Raw genomic sequence first — 25,688 nt, forward strand, 5'->3', positions numbered from 1 at the left:
ATTAGATTGTAGAACGATTTTCATTATGGTAAAATATTTGGAAATAAGGAAGTGATATTGGGGGATATTATGTGTGAAATCAATGTAGAAAAAATGAGTAAAAAAATTAAAATTGCTCAAAAAATATTAGATAGTACAAAAGAAGGGATTGTCATTACAGATATTAAAGGAAATATCAAGTGGGTTAATCCTGCATTTACAACGATTACAGGATATGAAAAAGAGGAAGTATTAGAAAAAAACCCACGTATATTAAAATCTCAAAGGCATGATTCATTATTTTATAAAAATATGTGGAAAAGTATTCTTCAAAAAGGTTTTTGGCAGAATGAAATCTGGAATAGAAGAAAAAATGGAGAAACATATTTAGAGTGGTTGACTATATCATCTGTTTTAGATGATGAAGGGAAAATTATTTATTATATTTCTGTATTTCATGATTTGACAGAGTCCATGCTTCAAGAAGAATATATTAAGTATCAAGCAAATTATGATGCACTTACAGATCTTCCTAATAGATATCTCTTAAAAGATAGAATAGATCGTGGGATTACTCATGTTTGTAAAAAGAAAAAGATATTAGCTGTATTTTTTTTAGATGTGGATAGGTTTAAAAGAATTAATGAAACATTAGGACATTATATAGGAGATGTATTGATTCAAAAAATAGGAAAAAGATTAAAAGAATGTATGAATGAAGAAGATACAGTAGGAAGATTAGGTGGAGATGAGTTTATCATTATACTTGAAGAGGAAGAAAATACTAAACAGATTATGAAAAAGGCACAAAAAATTTTAAAGATATTTGATGAACCTTTTTTACTAGATGGATATACAACTTATATTACAGCGAGTATGGGAATTAGTATTTATCCATCAGATGGAAAAGATGCAGATCATTTAATAAAAAATGCAGAGACGGCTATGTATAGAGCAAAAGCAAAAGGCAAAAATGGATATCAACTCTATACAGCAAAGATGAATCAAAAGGCTTTAGAAAAGTTAACGATAGAAAATGATATGCATAAAGCATTAGAACGAAAAGAGTTTGTTCTGTATTATCAACCTCAAGTAGAAGCTACTACAGGAAGAATAATAGGAGTAGAAGCTTTGATTCGATGGAACCATCCTCAAAAGGGAATGATTCCTCCAGGAGAGTTTATTTCTTTAGCAGAGGAAACAGGTTTTATTGTTCCATTAGGAGAATGGGTAATTTATGAAGCTTGTAGACAAGGTAGACTTTGGGAAGAAAAAGGATTAAAAGGAATACAAATATCAGTAAATCTTTCTCCTTTGCAATTTCAACAAAAGAATATTATAGAGAAAATAAAAAGTATATTAGAAAAAACGGGTATGAAGGCAGAAAATTTAGAAATAGAAATTACAGAAAGTGGTGCTATGATTAATCCAGATTTTACAATAGAGCTTTTGAAAGAAATGAAGAAAATGAATATAAAAGTTGCTATTGATGATTTTGGAACAGGATATTCTTCGTTGTCTTATTTTACTAAATTTCCTATAGATAAGATGAAGATAGATCAGTCGTTTATTAGAAATATATGTAGTGATGATAGGAATAGGGCAATCGTCTTAGCCATTATAAACATTGCTAAAAGTCTTGGATTATCTTGTATTGCAGAAGGAGTAGAAACACAAGATGAACTTGATCTTTTAATAGAATATGAATGTGAACAAATACAAGGATATTTTTTTAGTCGTCCTATATCACCAACATCTTTTGAAGAATTATATGAAAATCCTAATTTTTTTTATAACGACTTTCTAAAAAAATAGTAGCATTAAGCTACTATTTTAATAAGAACTTTTATCTAATGCAGTTATGATTTGAAGAGGAGCTTTTTTGTTACCAAGACCTACGGCATATACAGTATAGTATCTATTTGGTCGTAGATTTTGATTAGGAGCTGTAAGAACTATTTTGTTGGTACCTGCTAATCTAAGTTGTAGAGTATGATTACCAGGAGATATGGAGAGATTGTTAGTAATGTCTCTAAAGTCTACGTTTCTAAATAGAATAGTTCCATCTCCTAATGTAAGATCTACTTTAGGAGCATTAGGAGATAAATGAACAAATTTAATTTGTGTTTTCCCAGGGAGCATAGGAGATGCTGTATCAGGTATTACAAGAGGTTGAAGATCTCTTAAGGTTCCTGTAGCAGCAATTGTATAATTTTGATTAGGCATTACATCTATTACAGTATTAATCACAGGTGTATCTTTTTTTCCAGTAGGGAAAACTAAAATGGTATATCTTCCAGGAATGATAGATAAATAATTTGTAAACTCTTTATATTTAAGATTTTTTGCAATTAGTGCTCCATTGGCATATACATCTACACCAGGAGCATCAGGAGATGCATGAAATACTCTTACATAGCTAGGAATAGGAGTGCTTTGATAGTACGGCATATAAGGATAATACATCATTATTGATCACCTCTTTTTCTATTTACCATATAAATATGAAAAAAATAACCATTGTGTGACAAAAGGATAGACTACTTAGAAAAAGTAAAGTAGTCTATTTATACTTATTTAAATATTCTTACGAATTTAATAGAATAAATATCACATAAAACATGATCATCTGTTTGAGGTTCTTGAAGAATAATATAGCTAATGCCAACATCTATTAAAGTTCCTTCTCGGTCTATAAACATATTCGTACCAATTAAAAATTCTACTTTTACATATTGACCAATTTGAGTTCTTAAGTACCCTTGTGTATAATTGATATCATCTTGAACAGGTGGGCCTGGTTCTATGATGAAATCTGGAGGTAGTGGAGAAGTTGGTATACCTATAGGTGGTTGTGTAGGTGGAGTCATAGGTCGATCAGGTTGCATGGGAACGTTAGGTTCCGTTGGCATTTGTGGCATCATAGGATAATAATTAGAATAAAAATCATTAAACATAAAAAAGCCTCCTTAAATTAAGTAGTTTTAATATATAAAATTAAGTTTGTGCATAAAGCTCTGTAGGGTTATAAAAGCAATGTTGTAGTACTCGAACTTGAAAGCTACCACTTCCATTTCGAGGAAATATATTTGGACAGGTAGGTATAAATGGATTAAAATACCATAAAGAATACCCTATCGTAAATAATCTATTTCCTGCTATTGCCCAATCTGCTATGTCATAATGAATTTGCTCTGGTGGATTTGACCAAATGGTTTGAGGATTTGGTTTTCCTGCTAAAACAGAACGCATGCAGTCAAATTGACCAGGTTGAGTGATCACCTTTCTAATATCTCCTTGACCAATTCTATGATATTCTCCATAAGGGACACGAACTCGATTCATAACAACGGTAGCCACAGCTTTCATTCCGTTTTCCCCTTCTCCTCCAGCTTCGCATCTGATAATTCGGGCTAAAAGCTCTCTGTCTGAATAAGACATACTTGATTCACCTCTTTTATAGGAAGATTGACTTGGAATTTTCATGATGATACTATCAATTTATGCACTATAAAAAAAAATGCTACTGAATTATTCATAAAACCATTGAAAAAGATAAGGAAATCATATATTTTTAGAAGAGGTGTATAAAAATAGATTTAGGAGTGAAAGAAATGAAGATTTATTCATGGAATGTAAATGGAATACGAGCTATTCAAAAGAAAGGATTTGTAGAGTGGTTACAAAATGAAGATCCTGATATTTTATGTATACAGGAAACAAAAGCAAATGTTGAGCAATTAGAGGATGAACTGATTCATATAAATGGATATTATTCTTATTTTCATAGTGCCCAAAGAAAAGGTTATAGTGGTGTAGCTGTATATACAAAAGAAAAGCCTGAAATTGTACAAGATAAGATAGGAATTGATAAATTTGATGAAGAAGGACGAATTCTTATTTTACAATATGAATATTTTACATTACTAAATATTTATTTTCCAAATGGGCAAAAGGATGACGAAAGACTTTCTTATAAATTAGAATTTTATGATTTTATTTTAGAGTATTGTGAGAAACTAAAAACACAAGGAAAGAAGCTCGTGATTTGTGGAGATTATAATACTGCACACAAAGAAATAGATTTAAAAAATCCAAAAGCTAATGAAGATCGATCAGGATTTTTGCCTATTGAAAGAGCTTGGATTGATAAATTTATATCTTATGGATACATAGATACTTTTAGATATATCCATCCAGACGAATTAAAATATTCTTGGTGGAGTTATAGATTTAATGCACGAAAGAATAATGCTGGGTGGAGAATAGATTATCATTTTGTATCTGATAATTTATTAAATAAAGTAAAAGATGCACAAATTCTAAATGAAGTAGAAGGATCAGATCATTGTCCAGTAACTCTTTATCTAGAACTATAAAAAATAAATATGCTTAGATAAGTAAATAATGAATCTAAATATAATATATAAGGAGCGTTAATATGAAAACATTTTCAAGTTATACATTAAAAGATTTTATAGTAAATAATTTGCAAAAAAATAATCTAGTAAGTCCCACCCCGATTCAAGAGACAACTCTTATAGATACTTTAGAAGGAAAAGATTTAATAGGAAAGGCAAAAACAGGAACAGGAAAAACATTAGCATATCTACTACCTATGATTCAAAAGATAGATACTTCTTCAAAAGATATACAAACTTTAGTATTAGCACCAACAAAAGAATTAAGTATTCAAATTAAAAATGAAGCACAAAAAATTATAGAAGGAACTTCTATTCGTATAGAAGCCATTGTAGAAGGAATGAAGATAGAAAAACAGCTAGATCAAATGAAAAATAAGCCGCATATGATTATTGCAACACCAGGAAGATTTGTGCATCTTATGAGTATAAAAAAAATAAAACTGCATGAAGTAAAGATTATTGCATTGGATGAAGTAGATGAAATATTAAAAGCAGGGCTTTTAGATAAAGTTCAATTTATTATGAATAATACTTTAAAAGACAGACAAATATTAAGTTTTTCTGCGACGATTTCTAAGGAAGCAAAAGATTTATTAACAAATAAAATGAAGAATCCTATTATTGCTTATTTAGATCAAGACAAACCTATCCCATCGACAATTTATCATCAATATATGGTTACAAAAGCTTCTAAAAAAACAGATGCTTTAGAAGAAATTTTAAAGTCAATAAAGCCTTCAAAAAGTTTAGTGTTTATTAATAAAAATGAAAATGTAGATCGTTTTGTAAAGGAATTAAAAAGTTTGGGATTTTTAGTAGGAGGCATTCAGACGAGAACAAAGAATCAAGATAGACAAAATACACTTACACAATTTAATAAAGGAAAAATCAAAATATTAGTTACAACAGATCTTTTTACAAGAGGGATGGATTTTCAAAAGGTAAGTCACGTATTTAATATGGACCTTCCTTTTAATGAAACAGATTATCTTCATCGTGCAGGACGTACAGGAAGAATAGGACAAGAAGGAACGGTTATAAATATTGTTAGAGATAGAGAAAAATTTATTTTATATAAGATGATGAAAAAACTTAATATAAAAGTAGATCATATAGATGTAATGAATGGAAAAATAGTTTTAATAAAAGATTTTATTCAAAGAAAGAATAATAGATAAGTAAAGAATAATATGCATATAAAGAGAAAGGAGAGTTGGAAATGACAGGACAAGAAATGCTAAAATATAAGAATTGGGCAGTAGTAGGAGATGTACTCAATCAATCAAAGTTTGCTCATAAAATCAAAAATAGACTTATAGATGCAGGTTATTGTGTGTCATTAGTGAATCCAAGAGAAACTAAGAATGAAGTATTTCATTCTTTAAAAGAAATAAAAGAAGAAGTAGATGTCATAGATCTTTGTATCCATTCTAAAAAAGGAATAGATATAGTAAAAGAAGCGTATAACTTAGGAATAGATAATATTTTTATTCAACCAGGAGCTGAAAGTGAAGAAATATTATTATTTTGTAAACAACATCATATGAATGTTGTACAAAGTTGCGTGTTAGTAGAGTTAACAAGAAAAAGCATATAAAAAAGGAACAATATGTTCCTTTTTTTATAAATTAACATAATATAGTATATATTTTAAAATTCAGATGCTTTTATAAGGGGAGGACAGAATGATTAGTAATGGAGAAATTATTTTTAGACTAATATTATCAAGTATATTGGGAGGATTGGTTGGACTAGAAAGAGAATCTAATAATAGACCAGCAGGATTTAGAACTCATATTTTAGTTACTACTGGATCAGCTTTGGTCATGCTTGTATCTATGTATGGTTTTGAAGGGCTTGGATCAGGAGGAGATCCAGCAAGATTAGCAGCACAAGTAGTAAGTGGGATAGGATTTTTAGGAGCAGGAACTATTTTAAGACAGGGAAATAGTGTACATGGACTTACTACAGCAGCAAGTCTTTGGGTTTGTGCTTGTATAGGTCTTGCTATAGGCAATGGATATTATGTAGGAGGCTTGGTTACGGGTGCGATTGTATTATTTTCTTTAGTAAGTTTAGGATTATTTGAAAAAAATATTTTTAAATCAAAATATAAGACAATTCATATTATATGTAAAGAAAGGCCAGGATTAGTAGGTGAAATAGGTACATTGGTAGGAAAATATTGTGCTACCATAAAACATATGCAAATGTGTACAGAAGAAGATTGTGATTGCAATTTGCATCTTGATGTAACGATAAAAATTCCTACTCATTTTGAAGCTAAGGAATTATTTGAAAGTATAGAAAAAATAGAAGGAATCAAAGAAGTTCGATGGGAAGACCGAGAAGAAATGATAAGATAACGAAAGAAGGAATGAAATGAAGGATAATAAAATTTTACCTATTATAGCAGGTTTAGTTACCTCTTGTATATTTGGTTTTTCATTTTTATTTACAAAGGAAGCTCTTGATACAATTGATCCATTTGATCTTTTAGGTTTTAGATTTATAACAGCAGCTCTTGCTTTGATTTTTTTAAGATGTATAGGAATCATAAAAATAGATTATAAAGGAAAAAATATAAAAGCATTACTTATACTAGCTTTATTTCAACCATCATTTTATTTTATATTTGAAACATTAGGTATACAAAAAACTACGACCTCAGAAGCAGGTGTTATGATGGCGCTGATTCCCATTGTAGTAACTTGTTTAGCTGCTTTATTTTTAAAAGAAATTCCATCAAAGGCTCAAATGCTTTCCATATGTATATCTGTTTTAGGAGTCATTGTAGTAGTTTTGATGAAAAGTACAGATGAAAAAGGAAGTTTTATAGGAGTGTTTTTATTATTATGTGGTGTTTTATGTGCATCTATTTTAAATATTTTATCAAGAAAATTATCCATAAGCTTTAAACCTGTTGAAATCACTTTTTTTATGATGTGTACAGGAGCAATATTCTTTGGAGGAATTTCCTTTGCTTCTCATTTGTTAAAGGGAAATTTAGGAAATATATTTGTTCCATTAAAAGAAACAAAAGTATGGATAGCTATTTTTTACCTAGGTATATTATCTTCTGTTGTGGCTTTTTTTCTTACCAATTATAATTTATCAAAATTAGAAGCTTCTAGGGCTGTAATTTTTTCAAATTTAATTACAGTAGTTTCTATTGTAGCTGGGGTATTGATTCGAAAAGAGCCTTTTGGAATTTATCAAATTATAGGAACGTGTATGATTCTTATAGGGGTAGGAGGTACAAATTATTATGGAGAGAAAAAATATACAATATCTACAAATAGAGATGTAAAGAATCATTAGACTAGGCTTTTATATTATGTTATGATAAATAAGATACTAATACAAAGGAGAATTTATATGAATAAACAAGTGTTAGCTACTGTTAATGGATTTGAAATTACAAAAGAAGAGTTGGATTTATTATTACAACATGCACCAGCAGAGCAAAAAATGCAGTTAAATACGCTAGCTGGAAAAAAATATTTATTAAATGAAATGATTACACAACAAATGCTTTATCTAGATGCAAAAGAAAAGGGATTGGATCAAGATCAAGAGTATTTAAAAGAGTTAGATGTTTTAGGACAAAATCTTTTAAAACAATATGCTGTTAAAAAAGTATTAGATACAGTAGTTGTAGATGAAGCAGAAGCAAGAGAATATTATGAAAAAAATCCAGAACAATTTGTCAAAGGACCTTGCGTGCGTGCAAAACATATCTTAGTCAAAGAAGAAGAACAAGCACAAAATATTTTTAAAGAAATAAAAGAAGGTAAAAAATTTGAAGATGCAGCAAGTGAATATTCTCAGTGTCCATCTAAAGAAAATGGTGGAGATTTAGGAGAATTTGAAAAAGGAAAAATGGTACCTGAATTTGAGAAAGTAGCTTTTGAATTAGAAATAGGAATAGTAAGTGAACCTGTAAAAACTCAATTTGGATATCACTTGATTTTAGTAGAAGATAAAAAAGATAAAAAAGATATTCCTTTTGAAGAAGTAAAAAATACAATTAAAGATTATATGCTAAAAATGAAACAAAATGATACATATAAGTCTTATGCAGATGGATTAAGAAACCAATATGAAATTACAACAAATGAAGAGTTACTAAAATAAGGGCCATATTGGCCCTTTTATAAACAGGTTTAAATTATTTATATATTGTTTATAATATTCAATAAAGAAGAGAAAGGAAGAATGGATATGGAAAAAAAAATAGTGACTCTTTTAGATGAAGAAGGAAACAAAGAAGATATGGAAGTAGTAGATGTAGTGGAGATGGAAGAAAATAAGTATGCTCTTTTAGCACTTATTGGAGAAGATGAAGATGCTTATGTATATAAAGTGATTGAAACAGATGGAAAAGAAGAATACATACCCGTAGAAGATGATGATGAATTTAATATGGTGTTAGAAGAATATGAATCTTATTTTGATGAAGAATAAACCTTGGTGAAAATCACTAAGGTTTTTATCAAGGAGTGAAAGATATACACATGAAAGAAAAAATAGATTTAAAAAGTTGTACAATAGAAGAATTAGAAAGTTTTTTAGAAATATTAAATGAAAAAAAGTTTAGAGGAAAACAAATATTTAGTTGGATTCATAAGGGCGTAGAAGATATAGATGAAATGACAAATCTTTCTAAAGATTTAAGAGAAAAATTAAAAGAAAAAGCTTATATGAGTACACTAAAAATTGAAAATGTACTCATATCTCAAATAGATGAAACTAGAAAATATTTATTTTTATTAGAAGATGGAAATATTATAGAAAGTGTATGGATGAAATATAAACATGGAAATTCGGTATGTGTATCTACTCAAGTAGGATGTAAGATGGGATGTAGTTTTTGTGCATCGACATTAGAAGGAGTTATGAGGAATTTAACAGCAGGAGAAATACTAGATCAAATTTTATCTATACAAAAGGATACGAAAGAAAGAGTATCTAATGTAGTTTTAATGGGAAGTGGAGAGCCTTTTGATAATTATGAAGAGGTATTAAAATTTTTAGAACTTGTAAATCATAAGGATGGTCTTAATATTGGACTTAGAAATATTACAATATCTACTTGTGGACTTGTTCCTAAACTTTTAGATTTTGCAGATAAAAAACCTCAAGTAACGCTTGCTATTTCTTTGCATGCTTCTAATGATGATCTAAGAAGCAGTATGATGCCTATCAATAGAAAATATCCTTTAGAAGAATTACTAAAGGCATGTAAATTATATACAGAGAAAACTAATAAAAGAATTACTTTTGAATATGCATTGATTAAAGATGTAAATGATAGAGAAAAAGATGCATTAGAGCTTGCAAAAAAAATAAAGGGAATATTGTGTCATGTAAATTTAATACCTCTTAATCAAGTAGATGAGAGAGGATATGAAAGAGCAAATATGGATAGAGTAAGAAAATTTCAAAATATATTAAAGCAAAAAGGAATGGAAGCTACTATAAGAAGAGAGCTAGGACGAGATATTCAAGCGGCTTGTGGACAATTAAGAAGAAGATATATAAAAGAAAATGGTATTTAAAAAAATAGTTGATTCATATGGATTGAGTTCATAACTTAGAATAAAAGGATTTAAGTTATGAACTCAATTTTTTATGAAATAAATTCTTTTCCTAAATATTTTTTTATATCTTCAGGACTACTCAATGGAGTGATGAGGATTTCTCGATCACTTTCTAAAAAATATACTAAAACCTCTACATCTCCTTCTAAAAATCCTTTTGCAACAGTTTCAGGCTTTACTTCTCTTACTTTATTTTTATGATGCTTCTTTTTTACAAATTCCTTTGTATAGTAAGTACCAGTAAGTCCGATTACTTTTGTATAACGATTCATATTTTTCCTCCTATTACTTTTTTCATTATTAGTATAACATATTTTTCATTTCTTAAAAGATGATTTGCACATATTAAAGCTGAAAAGGATATGATGATAAAGAGAGGAGGTGAAAATTTTGAGAATCTTAAAGAAAGGATTACAGGGAACTGATGTAATGGAAATACAAGCTCTTCTAAAAAAAATAGGATATGATCCAGGTCCTATAGATGGCATATTTGGAATAAAAACAGAAGAAGCGGTTAAAAACTTTCAAAAGAATAATGGACTTACTTCTGATGGAATTATTGGTCCTAAAACATATGAAGCTTTAGAACCTATTTTGTTAGGATATGATGAATATATAGTAAGGCCTGGAGACACTATGTATAATATTGCAAAAAAATATTACACAAATGTAAATAGTATTGTAGCTGCTAATCCAAATCTAAATCCTTATAATCTTCAGATAGGACAGAAGATTATTGTTCCCTTTGGAATAGATGTAGTAGATACAAATATTGATTATACTTATGAAATTTTAGAAAGAGATATTTTAGGACTCAAAGCAAGATATCCATTTTTAGAAGTAGGGGTAGCAGGAAAAAGTGTTTTAGGAAAAAATTTATACTATATTAAAATTGGAAATGGACCTAATCAAGTTTTTTATAATGGAGCTCATCACTCACTAGAATGGATCACATCTCCTCTTTTGATGAAGTTTATAGAAAATTTTTCAAAGGCTTATATAAAAAATCAAAAAATAAGAACATATGATGTAAGGGATATATGGGAGAAAAGTACTATTTATATTTTACCTATGGTCAATCCTGATGGTGTCAACTTAGTACTCAATGGACTAGATCCAAATAATCCGTACTATGAAAAATTGATTCAATGGAATAATGGGAGTACAGATTTTTCTAGAAACTGGCAAGCAAATATAAGAGGAGTAGATTTAAATCATAATTATAATGCATTATGGGAAATTTCAAAGGAAATGGAACCTGCCTATGGAGTATATGGACCAGGACCTACAAGATATGGAGGTGCTTATCCAGAGTCAGAGCCAGAATCAAAAGCAGTAGCAGATTTTACAAGGAATCATAATTTTAGACTTGTATTGGCTTATCATACTCAAGGAGAAGTGATTTATTGGAATTTTGAAAATATGGCTCCTCCTATAGCAAAAGAAATCGGAGAATTATTTTCAAAGGTGAGTGGATATGATTTAGATGAAACTTATGGAATTGCATCTTATGCAGGATATAAAGATTGGTTTATACAAGACTATAAAAGACCAGGATATACTATTGAAGCAGGAAAAGGAGTAAATCCTCTTCCTATAGAACAATTTACAAGAATCTATGAGGAAAATGAGGAGATCCTTTTATTAGCATCTTTAGTGTAAGCGGCTTATGCCGCTTATTTGTATGTAAAGAAAATTTAATGATTAAGCGTGTACCTATGTGGATATCTATTTTAAAGAAGAGTGTATGATATATTATGTCTTTAGGGACACTAGCAGAGAATAGACCTTTATAGTATAATGAGATGAGAGAAAATCCCTCAAGGAAATACTTTTAGTTTTTGAAAGGGGTCTTAAAATGAATAAAGAGTATAATATTATGGTATGTGTAACCCAGCAAAAGACCTGTGAAAGATTAATCAAAAGAGGTGCACAAATAAGAGATCAATATGAAGGAGAATTATTTGTTATTCATGTAGCAAAAGAAGGAGAGAATTTTTTGGGAAAATCTAAAGAAGGAGATGCTTTAGAATATCTTTTTGAAAAATCTAAAGCCTATGGAGCAAATCTTACAGTAGTAAGATCTCAAGATGTATTAACAACTTTAGGAGATTTAGCTCAAAAAAATCATATCCATTTGATTATTCTAGGGGAATCCTATGAAAATGAAGATAAGAATGTAGTAAATAAATTGCAGAAGAAGTTGCCAGAAGGTATTGAAATAGAAGCTGTACCTGTACAAAAAAAGGAAAAAGTAAGTTAAGGAGAAGTTTTCATGATAAATCGGTATAGGATATATTCTAACTATTTGAAAGAAAAATATAAAGAAAAGGTATATAAAATCCCTATACATCTTCCGGTTACTTGTCCCAATAGAGATGGTATGTTAGGATGTGACGGATGTATATTTTGTGGAGAGGAAGGGGCAGGTTTTGAGAATCTGCCCAGCAGTTTATCTATAAAAGAGCAATTAGGTAAAAATATTTCTTATATACAAAAAAAATATAAAGCAAATAAGTTTATTGCATATTTTCAAAACTATACAAATACCTATGTACCTCTATCTACATTTAAAAAGTATGTATTAGAAGCTTGTGAAGAAAATATAGTAGAAATATCTATATCTACAAGACCAGATTGTATTCATGAGGATTATATGTCTTTTCTTAAGGAAGTAAAGGATACAAAAAATGTGAATATATTGATAGAATTAGGGCTTCAAAGTGTTAATTATCATACTCTAAAAAAAATTAATAGAGGACATACTCTTGCAGAATTTATTGATGCTATTATGCGTATTAAAAAATATGACTTTGAAACTTGTGCACATATGATTTTAAATCTTCCATGGGATCATGAAGAAGATGTAATAGAAGGAGCTAAAATATTATCTTCTTTAGGGGTTGATCAAGTAAAGCTTCATTCTTTATATATTGTGAAAGATTCTCCTATGGGAAAAATGTATGAAAATAAAGAATTTGAAATGATGTCGCTAGAAGATTATATCAATAGAGTGATTCTTTTTTTAGAATATATTGATCCAAATATTGTTTTTCAAAGAATTATAGGAAGAGCACCAAAGGAAAATACTTTGTTTTGCAACTGGAATACAAGTTGGTGGAAAATTAAAGATATGTTAGAGGAGAAAATGGATAAGATTGATAGTTATCAAGGAAAAAAATTTGATTATTTAAATGGTAAAGGATTAAAAAATATACATAAATCTAAGAATACTCTGTGAGTATTCTTTTTTTTGAAAAAATGTATAACTGTGTATACAATTTATATTATTTATGTTATTATAATAATATAATATAACATAAATAATAAATAATACATACAATTAACGCATATCTTAGGATATATGTGTACATATCGGAAAATGGAGGGAATAAAATGTCAATTAAAGTAGGAATCAATGGTTTTGGAAGAATTGGAAAGAATGTATTAAAAGCTTGGTTAGAAAGAGAAATGGATATAGAAATTGTTGCAATTAATAGCACAAGTGGACCAGAAAAGCATGCACATATTTTTAAATATGATTCTTTATATGGAATTTTACCTTATGATGTAAAAGCTACTGAAAATTCTATTATTATAGGAGAAAAAGAAATTCAATTTACAGCGCATAGAGATCCAGCACAAATTCCTTGGAAAGAATTAGGAGTAGACATTGTTGTAGAATCAACAGGAAAATTTACATCAAGAGAAGATTGTCAAAAACATATTGATGCTGGAGCAAAAAAAGTAATTATTTCTGCTCCAGGAAAAAATGAAGATAAAACTATTGTAATGGGAGTAAATCATACAGAATATGATCCAGAAAAACACCATGTTGTATCTAATGCATCTTGTACAACAAATTGTCTAGCACCTGTTGCAAAAGTTATAAATGATGAGTTTAAAATTAAAAAAGGCTTAATGACAACTGTACATGCATATACAAATGACCAAAAAATATTAGATCTACCACATAAAGATTTAAGAAGAGCAAGAGCTGCAGGCGAATCTATTATTCCAACTACAACAGGAGCTGCAAAAGCTGTGGCATTGGTATTACCAGACTTAGATGGAAAATTAAACGGAATGGCTATGAGAGTTCCAACTCCAGTAGTATCTGTAGTAGACTTAGTTGTTGAATTAGAAAAAAATACTACAGCTGAAGAGGTAAATCAAAAATTAAAAGAAGCTTCTGAAGCAGCTTTATCTGGAATATTAGGATATTGTGAAGAACCATTAGTTTCTATAGACTATAAAAAAGATTATAGATCTTCTATAGTAGATGCATTATCTACTATGATGGTTGGAGATAATATGTTAAAAGTAATATCTTGGTATGATAATGAATGGGGATATTCTAATAGAGTGATTGATTTAGCTGAATATATGGGGAAAATAGGATGCTAAAAAATAATCCTGCTTATGATAAGCAGGATTATTTTTTTTGGTAAAACCAAAAACGTGATATAATAAAAGAAATAGCCTATAGGGGGAGGGTCTTATGAAAAATATATTGATTGTATGGGATATAGATGGAACTTTGATTGATGCGAAAGATTGTGGACGGGAAGCTCTAAATAGAGCGTTCTATAAAGTATTTGGCATTAATAATGGATTTAAAGGGATTTCTATGGCAGGAAGATTAGATGCTTGTATTATTGAAGATGCATTCCAACAAAATAATATTTCATATGTAGATAGAGATCTATTTTTTGATACCTATGTAAAAATTTTAGAAGATGTAATAAACAATAAAAAATATATAGAAATATTGCCAGGAATCAAAGAAATTCTTAAATATAAAAATCAAGATCATATTTTTCACATTTTAGGAACCGGAAATATTGAAAAAGGAGCTAAAATTAAATTAAGAGCTCATAACATAGATGAATATTTTCTCCTAGGAGGTTTTGGAGAGGAAAAAGTGCAAAGATGGCAAATGGTTCAAAAGGCAATAGAGAAGGCACAAAAGTTTAAAGGAATAAATTATCAAAAGGAAAATATTTATGTAATAGGAGATACAACAAAAGATATTGATTGTGCAAAAAAAATAGGAGTGAGAAGTATTGCTGTTTGCACAGGATCAAATACAAAAGAAGAATTAGGTAAAGGTCAACCAGACTATCTATTTGAAAATCTAAAAGACACCAAACAATTTTTTGATTTATTTTTATAATACATATAGTGAAGTCATTGAAAAGATTGCAATAAAATGGTATTGTAAAAATAGATAATTTCAAAAATGAAAAATAAGGATAAAGCTTCATAATAAAAATCATTGTGGGTATAAAGAAGTTAGAGGTGAGCTAGAATGAGACATTGGAAAAAAATTCTAATACCTTATCAACAAGCAGTAGAAGAATTAAAAGTAAAATTTAAAGGAATTCGTAATGAATTAAGAGAAATGAGCGATTATTCTCCTATAGAATTTGTAACAGGGAGAGTAAAAAAAGTATCTAGTATATTAGAAAAAGCAAAAAAATATGGAATTTCTGAAGATGAAATAGAAGAAAAAATGGAAGACATTGCAGGAATTCGTATCATGTGTCAATTTGTAGATGATATTTATAAGGTTGTAGAGCTTATTGAACAAAGAGATAGTAGAGATTTAGAAATTTTGTATGTAAAAGATTACATAAAAGAGCAAAAAGAAAGTGGATATAGAAGTTATCATATGATTATAAGATATCCTATTCAAACTGCTTTTGGACTTAAAAAAATTTTGGCTGAGATACAAATACGTACTTTAGCTATGAATTTTTGGGCTACTATTGAGCATTCACTTAATTATAAATATAAACAAAATGTTCCAAATCATATTCAAGAAAGACTAAAAACATCTGCAGAAGCTGCGTATCGTTTAGATATGGAAATGTGGGCAATCAGAGATGAAGTTATTAACGCACAAAAATTATTTGAAGCAAAATCTAATACAGTTTCAAGCATTGTAAATAATATACAGATTCTAAAGCCTATAGGAGATGAAGAGGAAGTCAATCAATTTAGAGAAAAATTTGATAATCTTTTAGAAAATGGAAATATTTTAGAATTAAAAGATCTTGCTGATGATATAAAATATGCAATAGAAAAATATGAATGATGAAATTAAAGAGATGTAGAATCTTACATCTCTTTATCTTTTTCTCTTCTTTTTTGATACAGAAAATCCAAAATGACCTAAAGGTTTTTTAAGATTATAATATTCTCCATGAGAATAACAAATAGGTTTTGCTTTTTCAAGATGAAACTTATTTTTTGCATCCATATACTTTTCATCTACATGCACTGCCAAGACTTTTGCAGTAAACATATGGTGTGAACCTAGAGGAATAATATCTTCTACTTTACATTCAATATTGACTGGGCTTTCCAAAATCAAAGGAGCAGATACGTGTGTAGCCTTTTGTGGAGTTAAATTTAGAGTTTGAAATTTATCTACATCTCTTCCTGATTTGACACCACAAAAATCTGTAGCATATACTAAATCTTCTGTGGTTAAATTGATTACAAATTCTTTTGTTTTTTTGATTAGATCATAAGAATATCTCTCAGGTCTTAAGGAAATATAAGTCATAGCAGGATCAGTGCATATAGTACCTGTCCATGCTACTGTAATGATATTATCTTTTGTTCCATCTTTACAAGATACTAAAACAGCAGGAACAGGATAGATCATAGTTCCTGGTTTCCAAGTTAATTTGCTCATACAAATTTCTCCCTTATTCTATATTTTCACAAATTCTCAATAATTGTTCTTAATTTTATGACTTTGTTAAAATATACTATTGTCAATAATCTGAGGAGATATAGTGATCTCCTGTTGTAATTTTATAATGATTATAATTTCTTTGCTATTATATAGTATTTTTTAACTTTCTTCAATGGTATAGAATTTTGTTAAGAAAATTTCTTTTATTTAGGGTATAATATTTATGTACTTTATAAAAAGTAGGTGAATAAATGGGATTATTTTCAATAGGAGATTTACATCTTAGTTTATCAGTACATAAGCCGATGGATATTTTTGGGTATCAATGGGAAAATCATCATGAAAAAATTAAAGAAAATTGGTTACAAACTATAAGTGAAGAAGATACTGTTTTAATTCCAGGGGATATTTCCTGGGGAATGACCTTAAAAGAAGCTACAAAAGATTTGAAATGGATTGATGATCTTCCGGGTAAAAAAATTCTTTTAAGGGGTAATCATGATTATTGGTGGAGTTCTGTAAGCAAGCTTAATAGTATGTTTAAAAATATGAAATTTTTACAGAACAATTATTTTTTATATGAAGATTTTGCTATATGTGGAACAAGAGGATGGATTTGTCCTAATGATAAAAAATTTACCCAACATGATCAAAAAATATACGAAAGAGAAATTCATAGATTAAAATTATCATTAGATGAAGCCCTAAAGGCAGGATGTCAAAATATCATTGTCATGACACATTACCCTCCTACGAATGATACAATGGAGCCTTCAGAGTTTACTAATATTTATGAATCTTATAAAGTTAAAAAAGTAATATATGGGCATCTTCATGGGCAGGAATCTTTTAAGGTGGGATTACAAGGAATTTTGAATGAAGTAGAGTATAATTTAGTTTCTTGTGATTATATTTCTTTTATACCATTAAGAATATTATAATTTACGAAGTTATGATATAATAAAAAAAATGTATCTTTCATGAGAGGTGGATTATGACAAATCAAAAAAAATATGGTAAAGGGATTCAAATTAGAACTTGTAGAAGATGTAAAAAACCAATCAATGAAAATTCACTATATGATTATTGCCCAGAATGCTTTAAGAGAATTGAAGAGGTTTTCGATAAAATTGAAGATTATTTAAATGAATATCCAGGAGCAACGGCTTTTGAAATTGAACAAGAAACAGGAGTTCCTTATCATGTTATTCATAATTTTATAAGTGATGGAAGACTTTTGGAGATTCCTAATGAATATCTAAATTTTGAATGTAAAAGATGTGGATGTCTTCTTTTATCTGCTCATCATAAATATTGTCCACGTTGTAGAAAAGAATTAGAAAAGGAAATGGAATTAGCTAAAACGCAATTGAAGATGTCTATAAATGATAGTGATGGAGCAAAAATGCATATTAAGCATAGAAATAGAAAATAGAAAAAGAAGAAAATCTAAAAAGTATATAATTTAGAATGAGATAGAAAAAATATTATTGAAACAAAGTGAAATACACTTTGTTTTTTTTATGAAATTTTAAATTATATAAAATAAAAATAAACAGCTGTGCTAGGAACATGCGAAATTTTTATTTAAATGATATAATAAAAAGAAGTAAAACATTATATTAGAAATTGGGTGTAAAAAATGAACTATAGATTGAAAGAAAGTGTTTTTGATAAATTTTTTGATAATAGAGAAGGATTGATTCGTCAATTTAGAAAAGGAGATATTACAAAGAAAGAATTTATTGAGGAACACTATTTTTTCATAAAAGGACTAAAATTAAAACCTTTTAAAAATGGTATTAATTCTTTTGAAAAGGGAATTTATAACTATCAATATTATAATATGCTTGCAAAATATAGTTATATGAAATCAAAAGATTCTAAACTACAACAAAAACATCCTCAACTTATAGAAAGACTAAGAAAAGATTCTCAATATTATTATAGTCAGAAGGACAAAACAACTTTAAAATTATTAGAATATCTTGATTTTCATAATGTAGAATCCTATTTTGTCAAAGTAGAGTCAAAAGCATTAGAGAATAGGTTGTTTGAAATTGTTTTAAAGGATTATGAGCATGTAATACTACATTCTGTGAGTGAATGGCTTTTAATACGTTTGAAAGAAGAGGGAGTTTTTATATCACAAAAAAGAAGATCCTTAATTGATAAATATATTAATGAAAGATATTAGATTTTGAAAAATTATCCTTTCTAAAAAATCATCTCTATACACATAATAATTAGAGTAACCATAAGAAAGGATGTAAAAAATGACAACAAGACTTTTTATTATTGCTATATCTCCAGGAATTGCTCTTATGTTAGGAATTTATTTGACAGATCGATATGATAAAGAACCAATTTCTCTTTTGGCAAAAGTATTTCTATTAGGAGCTTTATCTGTTATTCCAGCGGCTTTTGTTGAAGGAATACTTCAAAAGTTTAATATTTTTAAAGGATTATTATCAGCAGCATATACAGCTTTTATTGTAGCTGGATTTACAGAAGAATTTTTTAAAAGAATGGTAGTTTTAAAAACTGCTTATCATCATGAAGCATTTGATGAAAAATTAGATGGAATTGTATATGCTACTTTTTCTGCTCTAGGATTTGCTACGATAGAAAATATTATGTATGTTGTATTTAGATTTGCAACAAATCCTTATGTAGGATTATACAGAGGAATTTTATCTGTTCCAGCTCATATGCTCTTTGGTGTTACTATGGGTTATTATTTGTCTTTATCAAAGTTTGCAGAAGATGAAGAGATCAGTAAAAAATCCTTGAAAAAAGCTTTGTTAATACCTATGATTTTACATGGTATATTTAATTTTATTTTAATGTCAAAGATTCCAGGGTTAATGATTTTTTTAGTGCCCTTTGTAATTTATCTTTGGGTAATTAATTTAAGAAGACTTAATGAATATACTCATGAATCTAAAAGCATATACAAAAATAGAAAAGATCCTTTAGAATAGGCATGAAAATGCCTATTTTTCTTTATTTATAAGAGAAGTAGCAAAATTAAATATTATGCATAAAATGGTATTGTCTAAGATTAATAAATAGGGGGAGGAAACATGAATAAGGAACGATTAAAAATGCTTTTAAAGCTTCAAGAAGTAGAATTTGCTTGTATAGAGCTAAACTTGTATTTAGATACTCATCCACAAGATCAAATGGCACTTATGAAGTATAATACATGTGCATATCAGCTAGATGTATTAAAGAAACAATATGAATGTATGTATGGTCCCATTTTAAACTTTGGATTTTCGCAAAGCCAATATCCATTTCAATGGATAGAAGATCCTTGGCCTTGGGAAATTGAATACTAGACATAAGGGGGAAGAAATATGTGGATTTATGAGAAAAAATTAGAGTATCCAGTAAGAGTATCAGGTTGTGATCCAAGAATGGCACAATATGTGATGACTCAACTAGGAGGACCAGATGGAGAATTATCTGCCGCTATAAGGTATTTAAATCAAAGATATAAAATGCCTACAGGAAAATCAAAGGCACTTCTGACAGATATAGGTACGGAAGAAATGGCTCATGTAGAAATGATTCAAACTATGATTTATAAACTTACAAAAGATGCTAGTATAGAAGAAATTAAAGAAAATGATATGGGGGCTTATTATGCTATTCGAGACAAAGCCATTTATCCTGCAGATTCTACAGGAAATCCATGGACTGCTGCATATATCCAATCCATAGGAGATGTAAAAGCAGATTTGTATGAAGATTTAGCAGCAGAGCAAAAGGCAAGAGCAGTGTATGAAAATCTATTAAAGCTTACAGATGATCCATTGCTTAAGGATTCTTTAAATTTTTTAAGAGAAAGAGAACTTGTTCATTTTAAAAGATTTGGAGAAGCGCTAAGAGATGTAGAGGAATATAGTCAATGTAAAAAGCATTATTAAAAATATAAAGTCATAAGCTATTGTTTAGTTTATGGCTTTATATTTTACATATAAATAGTAAAGATATCTATAAATTTAATGTTTTTACTATATGACCTTGAATAACTTCACTAAAATGTAGTATAATAATAAAAGAAAATAATATAGTTTGTTAGGTGAGGCTCCTGTAAAGATATATGCTGCTGCCCAGAAAAATCGAGAGATTCCAATGGGTTAACAGGAATAATCGTGAAGGTTATTTTTAATGTAGCTGACTAATGGTCAAAGCTTTTCAGTGCTAAAGCTCAACAATAAAGAAATCAAATTTTTTCTCTACTGTTGGGTAGAGATTTTTTAATTGTAGAAAGGGGTGGTGATTGTGGATTCGGGTCCGGAACATAGTTATCAGCAAAATAGAACAAAATATAAGAGAAGAGTCACAATCACCTTGCAAAGATAGAGGCTCTTCTAAGGAGGAGTGACTATGATAGAAAGAGTATTAGAGTTATTACAGGAGAAAAAATATCAAGAAATAAGAGAAGAAGTTATCAAACTCAATAAAGTAAAGATAGCAGATCTTATAGAAGAACTAGATATAAATGATGCAATGGTGTTGTTTAGAATGCTTCCAAAAGATATGGCTGTAGATGTATTTTCATATTTATTACCAGAACAACAAAAGCATATCATTAATTCTATTACAGAGAAAGAAATCAAATATATAATGGATGAATTGTTCTTTGATGATATGATAGACTTTATTGAAGAAATGCCTGCAAATATTGTAAAAAAGATTCTTAAAAATACAAAAGAAGAAGAAAGAAAACTAATCAATCAATTTTTAAATTATCCAGAAAACTCTGCTGGAAGCTTGATGACTATTGAATATGTAGATTTAAGGAAAAGTATGACAGTCAAAGAAGCACTAGATCATATTAAAGAAACAGGAATTAATAAAGAAACTATATATACTTGTTATGTAATAGATCAAAATAGAAAACTAGAAGGAATTTTATCTTTAAGAAAATTAGTAACAAGTCCTTATGAAAAGACAATAGAAGAAATCATGAGTACAGATGTAATTCATGGATATACTCATGATGACCAAGAAGATGTAGCAAATTTGTTTAAAAAGTATGGACTCATTGCTATTCCTATTTTAGATAAAGAAGAACGCCTTACAGGAATTATAACGGTAGATGATATTGTAGAGGTCATTGAGCAGGAAAATACAGAAGATTTTCAAAAAATGGCAGGGATGAAACCATCTGAGATAGCTTATTTAGATACTCCATTTACTTCTTTGGCAAAGCATCGAATTATTTGGCTTTTAATACTTATGATTTCTGCTACCTTTACAGGAAGAATCATTAGACAATTTGAAGATGTATTGCAATCTGTAGTTATATTAGCAGCATTTATTCCAATGCTTATGGATACAGGAGGAAATGCAGGAGCTCAATCATCTACATTAGTCATAAGAGGACTAGCATTAGGAGATATTGAAACAAAAGATATTTTAAAGGTTATATGGAAAGAATTCACTGTAAGTACAGTAGTAGGGATTGTTTTAACTGGAATTAATTTTATAAGAATTTATTATATAGAAAAAGTAGATTTGTATGTAGCGCTTACTGTAACAGGTACATTATTTATTACCATTGTACTAGCAAAAATTGTAGGAGGTATTTTACCTATTGTTGCAAAAAAGATAAATGTAGATCCTGCTATTATGGCAAGTCCACTGATTACTACTATTGTAGATGCAGTAGCTTTAGTCATTTATTTCTCTTTAGCAGCTTCTCTTTTAGGCATATAAGAAAAATTTAAAAAAGTTTGTATTTTAAAAAGAAAGTGGATAAAAATAAAGTAAAAGATGAAGAAAGGAAGAAAAAAATGAAAATCACAGTTATAGGATATTGGGGTGCTTATCCACAAAAAAATGAAGCAACTTCTTCTTATCTTTTACAAACAGAACAAGCAAATATATTAATAGATTGTGGATCAGGATCTTTATCAAAGCTTCAAAATTATATAGATTTAGAGAAATTAGATGCAGTGGTGTTATCTCATTATCATGCAGATCATATAGCAGATGTGTATCCGCTTCAATATGCTATTCGAATTTTAACAGATTTAGGAAAAAGAGAAAATCCGCTACCCTTCTATGGACATCTAGAGGATGAAAAATATGCAACACTAACTTATGATAAGTATACAAAGGGGTATCCTATAGGAGTAGAAAATTCTTTAAAAATAAAAGACATTACTTTTCACTTTCAAAAGAATGTTCATCCAGGAACTTGTTTTGCTATAAAAATAGAAAAAGATAGTAAAAAAATTGTGTATACAGCAGATACAGGATGGTATAATGAATTGATTTCTTTTTCTAAAAATACAGATTTAATGATTTGTGAAGCAAGTCTTTATAAGGAAAATTATGGATTGATTCCAGGACATATGACAGCAAAAGAAGCAGGAAAAATTGCTCAGATGTGTGATACAAAAAAATTAGTACTTTCGCATTTGCCGCATTTTGGAGAACATAATAATCTTTTAAAAGAAGCAAAAGAAGAGTTTAAAGGAAATGTAGAAATAGCAAAAACAGGAAGTACATGGAGAATATAACCAAAGACTTAGTCTACTATTGAAGAGTTATAAAGAATATGATAACCTAAAAAGCATATAGTAAATTTGGGTTAAAGGTTGGGATAAGTGTGATAAAAGACATAGAGGCGGTCATATTTGATCTAGATGGAACTTTAGTAGATTCTATGTGGATTTGGAAACAAATTGATATAGAATATCTGGGAAAAAGAGGACTTACTTTGCCAGATGGTCTTCAAAAGGAAGTAGAAGGAATGAGCTTTACAGAAACAGCTAATTATTTTAAAGAGAGATTTCATTTACAAGAATCTATAGAAGAAATAAAAGCGGAATGGATGGATATGACAAAAGATTATTATGCAAACCAGATCCCTACTAAAAATGGAGTTTATACTTTTTTGATGAAGCTTAAAAACAAAGGGATTAAAATGGGAATCGGAACAAGCAATGACAAAGAACTAGTAAATTTAGTTCTTCAAAAAAATAATATTATGGATTTTTTCGAAACTATTAGAACAAGCTGTGAGGTACAAAGAGGAAAACCTCATCCAGATGTGTTTTTAAAAGTTGCATATGATTTGGGGGTAGAACCTAAAAATTGTTTAGTTTTTGAAGACACATATGCAGGGGTACTTGCTGCAAAGAGAGCAGGTATGAAAGTATATGCTATTGCAGATGAAAGTTCTTTTGCTTACAAACAAGATATTAGTAATTTGGCAGATTATTATATAGAAGGATTTGAAGCAATTGAAAAAGCCGAGTAAATCTCGGCTTTTTGCAACTATTATAAAATGATAAAAATGTAAATACTATGTATGAGGTGAGATAATATAAAGTTTCTAATTAAATTACTCTTTTTCAACTAGATCAAGAGTTATGAGCAAAAGATTAAGATGGGTGTAGGAGGAAGATATGAAAAAAAAAGATATAATAGATATTGAAATCAAAGACTTAGAATTTCCAGCAAAAGGAATTGGATTTTATGAAGATAAAAAAGTTTATGTAAAGAATGCAGTAGTAGGACAAGTTGTACGTGTCTGTATTCAAAAGGTTCGAAAAGATCATGCAGAAGGAAAGCTTATGGAAGTAGTAAAGCCTTCTTTGGTAGAGACAAAATCCTTTTGTTCCCATTTTGGAAGATGTGGAGGATGTGCTCGTCAAACATTACCTTATGAAGAGCAATTAAAAATAAAAGAAAATGCTGTAAAAAAATTATTAGAAGAAGCAAATATTAAAGGATATGAATTTTTAGGAATAGAGAAAAGTCCTGAAGTATATGAATATAGAAATAAAATGGAGTACTCTTTTGGAAATGAAGAAAAGGGTGGAGAATTAAATTTAGGAATGCACAAAAAAGGAAAATTTTATGATGTAGTAACAGTAGATGAGTGTAAAATTGTAGATGAAGATTTTAATAAAATTTTAAAAGAAATTCTTATTTATTGCAGAGCGAATGAAATACCACTATACAATAATAGAAGCCATGAAGGATATTTAAGACATTTAATTGTAAGAAAGGCAAAGAAGACAAAAGAGATTATTGTCAATTTGATTACAAGTACTCAAATGAACTTGAATTTACAAGAACTTGTAGAAAAAATAAGAAAGTTGAGTTTAAAAGGTCATGTAGTAGGATTTTTACATACTTTAAATGACAATTTAGCAGATGCAGTGGTTCCAGATGAAACAAAAGTTATTTGGGGAGAAGATTATTTTACAGAGGAATTATTAGGGCTTAAATTTAAAATATCTGCTTTTTCCTTCTTTCAAACGAATTCATTAGGGGCTGAAAAATTATATAGTATGGTTCTTGATTTTATGGAAGATGCAAAGGATAAGGTAGTATTTGACTTATATTGCGGAACAGGAACTATAGGACAAATTGTTGCTAAAAAAGCAAAAAAAGTAATGGGTATAGAGCTTGTAGAAGAAGCAGTACAAGCAGCTAATGAAAATGCAATAATGAATAATCTAAAAAATTGTACATTTATTGCAGGAGATGTGTTTAAAAAAATAGATGAGCTAAAGGTAAAGCCTGATATTATTATACTAGATCCTCCAAGAGTAGGAGTTCATCCAAAGGCATTACAAAAGATTATAAGATACAATTCTCCTGAGATTGTTTATGTATCTTGTAATCCCAAAACATTAGCTCAAAACCTAATTGATCTACAAGAAGCAGGTTATCAAGTGAAAAAGGTAAAATGCATGGATATGTTTCCTCATACACCACATTGTGAGGTTATATGCCTGTTGCAACGTGCTGAGAGATAAAATAGAATAAAAATTAGCGAAAGCCGTGAGTTGAAATAAGCTCACGGCTTTCATGTATCCTTAATTGAGAAAAGAGATTGATATGAAAAAGCTGAGAAGAATATTAATATCAAGATTTTATGGCTCTATGTCAATAGTTGGGGTGGGATTGTTCATAATCCCGCTCCATTACTTTATT

30 protein-coding genes and 1 riboswitch are annotated in these 25,688 nt (G+C 29.0%); of the genes, 25 read left to right on the forward strand and 5 right to left on the reverse strand.

Annotated elements, in window-relative coordinates; genetic code table 11:
* The first annotated feature begins 69 nt into the window (after positions 1-69).
* Positions 70-1,794 carry a sensor domain-containing protein gene (locus EK368_RS14235; RefSeq protein WP_129600809.1) on the forward strand — a complete coding sequence of 575 codons (1,725 nt, stop codon included), beginning with the start codon at positions 70-72 and terminating at the stop codon, positions 1,792-1,794.
* Between the two features lie 18 nt (positions 1,795-1,812).
* Here the strand turns inward: EK368_RS14235 and EK368_RS14240 are convergent, their stop codons facing one another.
* The 3 genes from EK368_RS14240 to EK368_RS14250 all read right to left on the reverse strand — a co-directional run bounded on the left by EK368_RS14240 (position 1,813) and on the right by EK368_RS14250 (position 3,420).
* Entirely contained in the window at positions 1,813-2,448 is a 636-nt protein-coding gene (locus tag EK368_RS14240) for a DUF4397 domain-containing protein (protein ID WP_129600810.1), read from the reverse strand.
* Between the two features lie 104 nt (positions 2,449-2,552).
* Entirely contained in the window at positions 2,553-2,936 is a 384-nt protein-coding gene (locus tag EK368_RS15385) for a hypothetical protein (RefSeq protein ID WP_129600812.1), read from the reverse strand.
* 40 nt (positions 2,937-2,976) lie between these two features.
* Positions 2,977-3,420 (reverse strand): cell wall hydrolase, encoded by a 444-nt coding sequence (locus tag EK368_RS14250; protein ID WP_129600814.1) that lies wholly within the window; start codon positions 3,418-3,420, stop codon positions 2,977-2,979.
* A 173-nt stretch (positions 3,421-3,593) separates the two neighbouring features.
* Between EK368_RS14250 and EK368_RS14255 the strand changes: the two genes are divergently transcribed.
* The 8 genes from EK368_RS14255 to rlmN all read left to right on the forward strand — a co-directional run bounded on the left by EK368_RS14255 (position 3,594) and on the right by rlmN (position 9,964).
* Positions 3,594-4,358, forward strand: a complete 765-nt coding sequence (locus EK368_RS14255; RefSeq protein ID WP_129600816.1) for an exodeoxyribonuclease III — start codon at positions 3,594-3,596, stop codon at positions 4,356-4,358.
* Between the two features lie 62 nt (positions 4,359-4,420).
* Positions 4,421-5,581 (forward strand): DEAD/DEAH box helicase, encoded by a 1,161-nt coding sequence (locus EK368_RS14260; RefSeq protein ID WP_129600818.1) that lies wholly within the window; start codon positions 4,421-4,423, stop codon positions 5,579-5,581.
* A 41-nt stretch (positions 5,582-5,622) separates the two neighbouring features.
* Complete coding sequence (locus EK368_RS14265; protein ID WP_129600820.1) at positions 5,623-6,000, forward strand: CoA-binding protein; 378 nt, start codon at positions 5,623-5,625, stop codon at positions 5,998-6,000.
* A gap of 88 nt (positions 6,001-6,088) precedes the next feature.
* Positions 6,089-6,769 (forward strand): MgtC/SapB family protein, encoded by a 681-nt coding sequence (locus EK368_RS14270; RefSeq protein WP_129600822.1) that lies wholly within the window; start codon positions 6,089-6,091, stop codon positions 6,767-6,769.
* A gap of 16 nt (positions 6,770-6,785) precedes the next feature.
* Complete coding sequence (locus tag EK368_RS14275) at positions 6,786-7,724, forward strand: DMT family transporter (RefSeq protein WP_129600824.1); 939 nt, start codon at positions 6,786-6,788, stop codon at positions 7,722-7,724.
* Between the two features lie 57 nt (positions 7,725-7,781).
* The gene (locus EK368_RS14280) at positions 7,782-8,540 is read left to right on the forward strand and encodes a peptidylprolyl isomerase (RefSeq protein WP_129600826.1); all 759 of its coding nucleotides are present in this window, start codon (positions 7,782-7,784) and stop codon (positions 8,538-8,540) included.
* A gap of 87 nt (positions 8,541-8,627) precedes the next feature.
* On the forward strand, positions 8,628-8,870 hold the full coding sequence (locus EK368_RS14285; protein WP_243109436.1) for a DUF1292 domain-containing protein: 243 nt from the start codon (positions 8,628-8,630) through the stop codon (positions 8,868-8,870).
* Positions 8,871-8,920: 50 nt separating this feature from the next.
* Positions 8,921-9,964, forward strand: coding sequence for a dual-specificity RNA methyltransferase RlmN (gene rlmN / locus EK368_RS14290; protein ID WP_129600830.1), 1,044 nt, complete (start codon positions 8,921-8,923; stop codon positions 9,962-9,964).
* Positions 9,965-10,035: 71 nt separating this feature from the next.
* Here the strand turns inward: rlmN and EK368_RS14295 are convergent, their stop codons facing one another.
* Positions 10,036-10,278 (reverse strand): hypothetical protein, encoded by a 243-nt coding sequence (locus tag EK368_RS14295; RefSeq protein WP_129600832.1) that lies wholly within the window; start codon positions 10,276-10,278, stop codon positions 10,036-10,038.
* A gap of 118 nt (positions 10,279-10,396) precedes the next feature.
* Here EK368_RS14295 and EK368_RS14300 point away from each other — a divergent pair, with 118 nt between their 5' ends.
* From EK368_RS14300 to yjbM, 6 genes are all read left to right on the forward strand, one after another.
* Positions 10,397-11,668, forward strand: a complete 1,272-nt coding sequence (locus tag EK368_RS14300) for a M14 family metallopeptidase (RefSeq protein WP_129600834.1) — start codon at positions 10,397-10,399, stop codon at positions 11,666-11,668.
* Positions 11,669-11,864: 196 nt separating this feature from the next.
* Positions 11,865-12,269, forward strand: coding sequence for an adenine nucleotide alpha hydrolase family protein (locus tag EK368_RS14305; protein ID WP_129600836.1), 405 nt, complete (start codon positions 11,865-11,867; stop codon positions 12,267-12,269).
* A 12-nt stretch (positions 12,270-12,281) separates the two neighbouring features.
* A complete protein-coding gene (gene mnmL / locus EK368_RS14310; protein ID WP_129600838.1) occupies positions 12,282-13,247 on the forward strand; it encodes a tRNA modification radical SAM protein MnmL/YtqA in 966 nt (321 codons plus the stop codon).
* 155 nt (positions 13,248-13,402) lie between these two features.
* Positions 13,403-14,413, forward strand: a complete 1,011-nt coding sequence (gene gap, locus EK368_RS14315; protein ID WP_129600839.1) for a type I glyceraldehyde-3-phosphate dehydrogenase — start codon at positions 13,403-13,405, stop codon at positions 14,411-14,413.
* A 94-nt stretch (positions 14,414-14,507) separates the two neighbouring features.
* Positions 14,508-15,182 carry an HAD family hydrolase gene (locus EK368_RS14320; RefSeq protein ID WP_129600841.1) on the forward strand — a complete coding sequence of 225 codons (675 nt, stop codon included), beginning with the start codon at positions 14,508-14,510 and terminating at the stop codon, positions 15,180-15,182.
* 135 nt (positions 15,183-15,317) lie between these two features.
* Positions 15,318-16,106, forward strand: a complete 789-nt coding sequence (gene yjbM, locus EK368_RS14325; protein ID WP_129600843.1) for a GTP diphosphokinase — start codon at positions 15,318-15,320, stop codon at positions 16,104-16,106.
* A 33-nt stretch (positions 16,107-16,139) separates the two neighbouring features.
* On the opposite strand, the gene EK368_RS14330 is transcribed toward yjbM, so the two are convergent.
* Complete coding sequence (locus EK368_RS14330; RefSeq protein WP_129600845.1) at positions 16,140-16,712, reverse strand: flavin reductase family protein; 573 nt, start codon at positions 16,710-16,712, stop codon at positions 16,140-16,142.
* Positions 16,713-16,966: 254 nt separating this feature from the next.
* Between EK368_RS14330 and EK368_RS14335 the strand changes: the two genes are divergently transcribed.
* From EK368_RS14335 to rlmD, 10 genes are all read left to right on the forward strand, one after another.
* Positions 16,967-17,656 carry a metallophosphoesterase gene (locus EK368_RS14335; RefSeq protein ID WP_129600847.1) on the forward strand — a complete coding sequence of 230 codons (690 nt, stop codon included), beginning with the start codon at positions 16,967-16,969 and terminating at the stop codon, positions 17,654-17,656.
* A gap of 53 nt (positions 17,657-17,709) precedes the next feature.
* The gene (locus EK368_RS14340) at positions 17,710-18,150 is read left to right on the forward strand and encodes a hypothetical protein (protein ID WP_129600849.1); all 441 of its coding nucleotides are present in this window, start codon (positions 17,710-17,712) and stop codon (positions 18,148-18,150) included.
* A gap of 207 nt (positions 18,151-18,357) precedes the next feature.
* Entirely contained in the window at positions 18,358-18,912 is a 555-nt protein-coding gene (locus tag EK368_RS14345) for a DUF6648 family protein (RefSeq protein WP_129600850.1), read from the forward strand.
* Positions 18,913-18,991: 79 nt separating this feature from the next.
* Positions 18,992-19,699 (forward strand): PrsW family intramembrane metalloprotease, encoded by a 708-nt coding sequence (locus tag EK368_RS14350; protein WP_129600852.1) that lies wholly within the window; start codon positions 18,992-18,994, stop codon positions 19,697-19,699.
* 102 nt (positions 19,700-19,801) lie between these two features.
* Positions 19,802-20,059, forward strand: coding sequence for a spore coat protein CotJB (locus EK368_RS14355; protein ID WP_129600854.1), 258 nt, complete (start codon positions 19,802-19,804; stop codon positions 20,057-20,059).
* Between the two features lie 18 nt (positions 20,060-20,077).
* Positions 20,078-20,650 (forward strand): manganese catalase family protein, encoded by a 573-nt coding sequence (locus tag EK368_RS14360; protein ID WP_129600856.1) that lies wholly within the window; start codon positions 20,078-20,080, stop codon positions 20,648-20,650.
* A 140-nt stretch (positions 20,651-20,790) separates the two neighbouring features.
* Positions 20,791-20,953, forward strand: a riboswitch (M-box (ykoK) riboswitch).
* A gap of 163 nt (positions 20,954-21,116) precedes the next feature.
* The gene (gene mgtE / locus EK368_RS14365; protein WP_479722774.1) at positions 21,117-22,448 is read left to right on the forward strand and encodes a magnesium transporter; all 1,332 of its coding nucleotides are present in this window, start codon (positions 21,117-21,119) and stop codon (positions 22,446-22,448) included.
* Positions 22,449-22,525: 77 nt separating this feature from the next.
* Positions 22,526-23,257, forward strand: a complete 732-nt coding sequence (locus tag EK368_RS14370; protein ID WP_129600860.1) for an MBL fold metallo-hydrolase — start codon at positions 22,526-22,528, stop codon at positions 23,255-23,257.
* An 89-nt stretch (positions 23,258-23,346) separates the two neighbouring features.
* Positions 23,347-24,000: an HAD family hydrolase gene (locus EK368_RS14375; protein WP_129600862.1), complete on the forward strand. Its 654-nt coding sequence runs from the start codon at positions 23,347-23,349 to the stop codon at positions 23,998-24,000.
* 148 nt (positions 24,001-24,148) lie between these two features.
* Positions 24,149-25,510, forward strand: a complete 1,362-nt coding sequence (rlmD, locus tag EK368_RS14380; RefSeq protein ID WP_129600864.1) for a 23S rRNA (uracil(1939)-C(5))-methyltransferase RlmD — start codon at positions 24,149-24,151, stop codon at positions 25,508-25,510.
* Positions 25,511-25,688 lie beyond the last annotated feature (178 nt).

Source organism: Anaerophilus nitritigenes, from assembly GCF_004138215.1.
GTDB lineage: Bacteria > Bacillota > Clostridia > Peptostreptococcales > Thermotaleaceae > Anaerophilus > Anaerophilus nitritogenes.

Bases quoted from the DNA above. Each gene is read 5' to 3' on its own strand.
- EK368_RS14265 (WP_129600820.1), top strand. From the start codon at position 5,623: ATGACAGGACAAGAAATGCTAAAATATAAGAATTGGGCAGTAGTAGGA.
- EK368_RS14340 (WP_129600849.1), top strand. From the start codon at position 17,710: ATGACAAATCAAAAAAAATATGGTAAAGGGATTCAAATTAGAACTTGT.
- EK368_RS14240 (WP_129600810.1), bottom strand. From the start codon at position 2,448: ATGATGTATTATCCTTATATGCCGTACTATCAAAGCACTCCTATTCCT.
- EK368_RS14320 (WP_129600841.1), top strand. From the start codon at position 14,508: ATGAAAAATATATTGATTGTATGGGATATAGATGGAACTTTGATTGAT.
- EK368_RS14250 (WP_129600814.1), bottom strand. From the start codon at position 3,420: ATGTCTTATTCAGACAGAGAGCTTTTAGCCCGAATTATCAGATGCGAA.
- EK368_RS14295 (WP_129600832.1), bottom strand. From the start codon at position 10,278: ATGAATCGTTATACAAAAGTAATCGGACTTACTGGTACTTACTATACA.
- EK368_RS15385 (WP_129600812.1), bottom strand. From the start codon at position 2,936: ATGTTTAATGATTTTTATTCTAATTATTATCCTATGATGCCACAAATG.
- rlmN (WP_129600830.1), top strand. From the start codon at position 8,921: ATGAAAGAAAAAATAGATTTAAAAAGTTGTACAATAGAAGAATTAGAA.
- rlmD (WP_129600864.1), top strand. From the start codon at position 24,149: ATGAAAAAAAAAGATATAATAGATATTGAAATCAAAGACTTAGAATTT.
- EK368_RS14345 (WP_129600850.1), top strand. From the start codon at position 18,358: ATGAACTATAGATTGAAAGAAAGTGTTTTTGATAAATTTTTTGATAAT.
- EK368_RS14360 (WP_129600856.1), top strand. From the start codon at position 20,078: ATGTGGATTTATGAGAAAAAATTAGAGTATCCAGTAAGAGTATCAGGT.
- EK368_RS14235 (WP_129600809.1), top strand. From the start codon at position 70: ATGTGTGAAATCAATGTAGAAAAAATGAGTAAAAAAATTAAAATTGCT.
- EK368_RS14305 (WP_129600836.1), top strand. From the start codon at position 11,865: ATGAATAAAGAGTATAATATTATGGTATGTGTAACCCAGCAAAAGACC.
- EK368_RS14350 (WP_129600852.1), top strand. From the start codon at position 18,992: ATGACAACAAGACTTTTTATTATTGCTATATCTCCAGGAATTGCTCTT.
- EK368_RS14270 (WP_129600822.1), top strand. From the start codon at position 6,089: ATGATTAGTAATGGAGAAATTATTTTTAGACTAATATTATCAAGTATA.
- EK368_RS14260 (WP_129600818.1), top strand. From the start codon at position 4,421: ATGAAAACATTTTCAAGTTATACATTAAAAGATTTTATAGTAAATAAT.
- EK368_RS14255 (WP_129600816.1), top strand. From the start codon at position 3,594: ATGAAGATTTATTCATGGAATGTAAATGGAATACGAGCTATTCAAAAG.
- EK368_RS14370 (WP_129600860.1), top strand. From the start codon at position 22,526: ATGAAAATCACAGTTATAGGATATTGGGGTGCTTATCCACAAAAAAAT.
- EK368_RS14355 (WP_129600854.1), top strand. From the start codon at position 19,802: ATGAATAAGGAACGATTAAAAATGCTTTTAAAGCTTCAAGAAGTAGAA.
- EK368_RS14285 (WP_243109436.1), top strand. From the start codon at position 8,628: ATGGAAAAAAAAATAGTGACTCTTTTAGATGAAGAAGGAAACAAAGAA.
- mnmL (WP_129600838.1), top strand. From the start codon at position 12,282: ATGATAAATCGGTATAGGATATATTCTAACTATTTGAAAGAAAAATAT.
- gap (WP_129600839.1), top strand. From the start codon at position 13,403: ATGTCAATTAAAGTAGGAATCAATGGTTTTGGAAGAATTGGAAAGAAT.
- EK368_RS14280 (WP_129600826.1), top strand. From the start codon at position 7,782: ATGAATAAACAAGTGTTAGCTACTGTTAATGGATTTGAAATTACAAAA.
- yjbM (WP_129600843.1), top strand. From the start codon at position 15,318: ATGAGACATTGGAAAAAAATTCTAATACCTTATCAACAAGCAGTAGAA.
- EK368_RS14275 (WP_129600824.1), top strand. From the start codon at position 6,786: ATGAAGGATAATAAAATTTTACCTATTATAGCAGGTTTAGTTACCTCT.
- EK368_RS14335 (WP_129600847.1), top strand. From the start codon at position 16,967: ATGGGATTATTTTCAATAGGAGATTTACATCTTAGTTTATCAGTACAT.
- EK368_RS14330 (WP_129600845.1), bottom strand. From the start codon at position 16,712: ATGAGCAAATTAACTTGGAAACCAGGAACTATGATCTATCCTGTTCCT.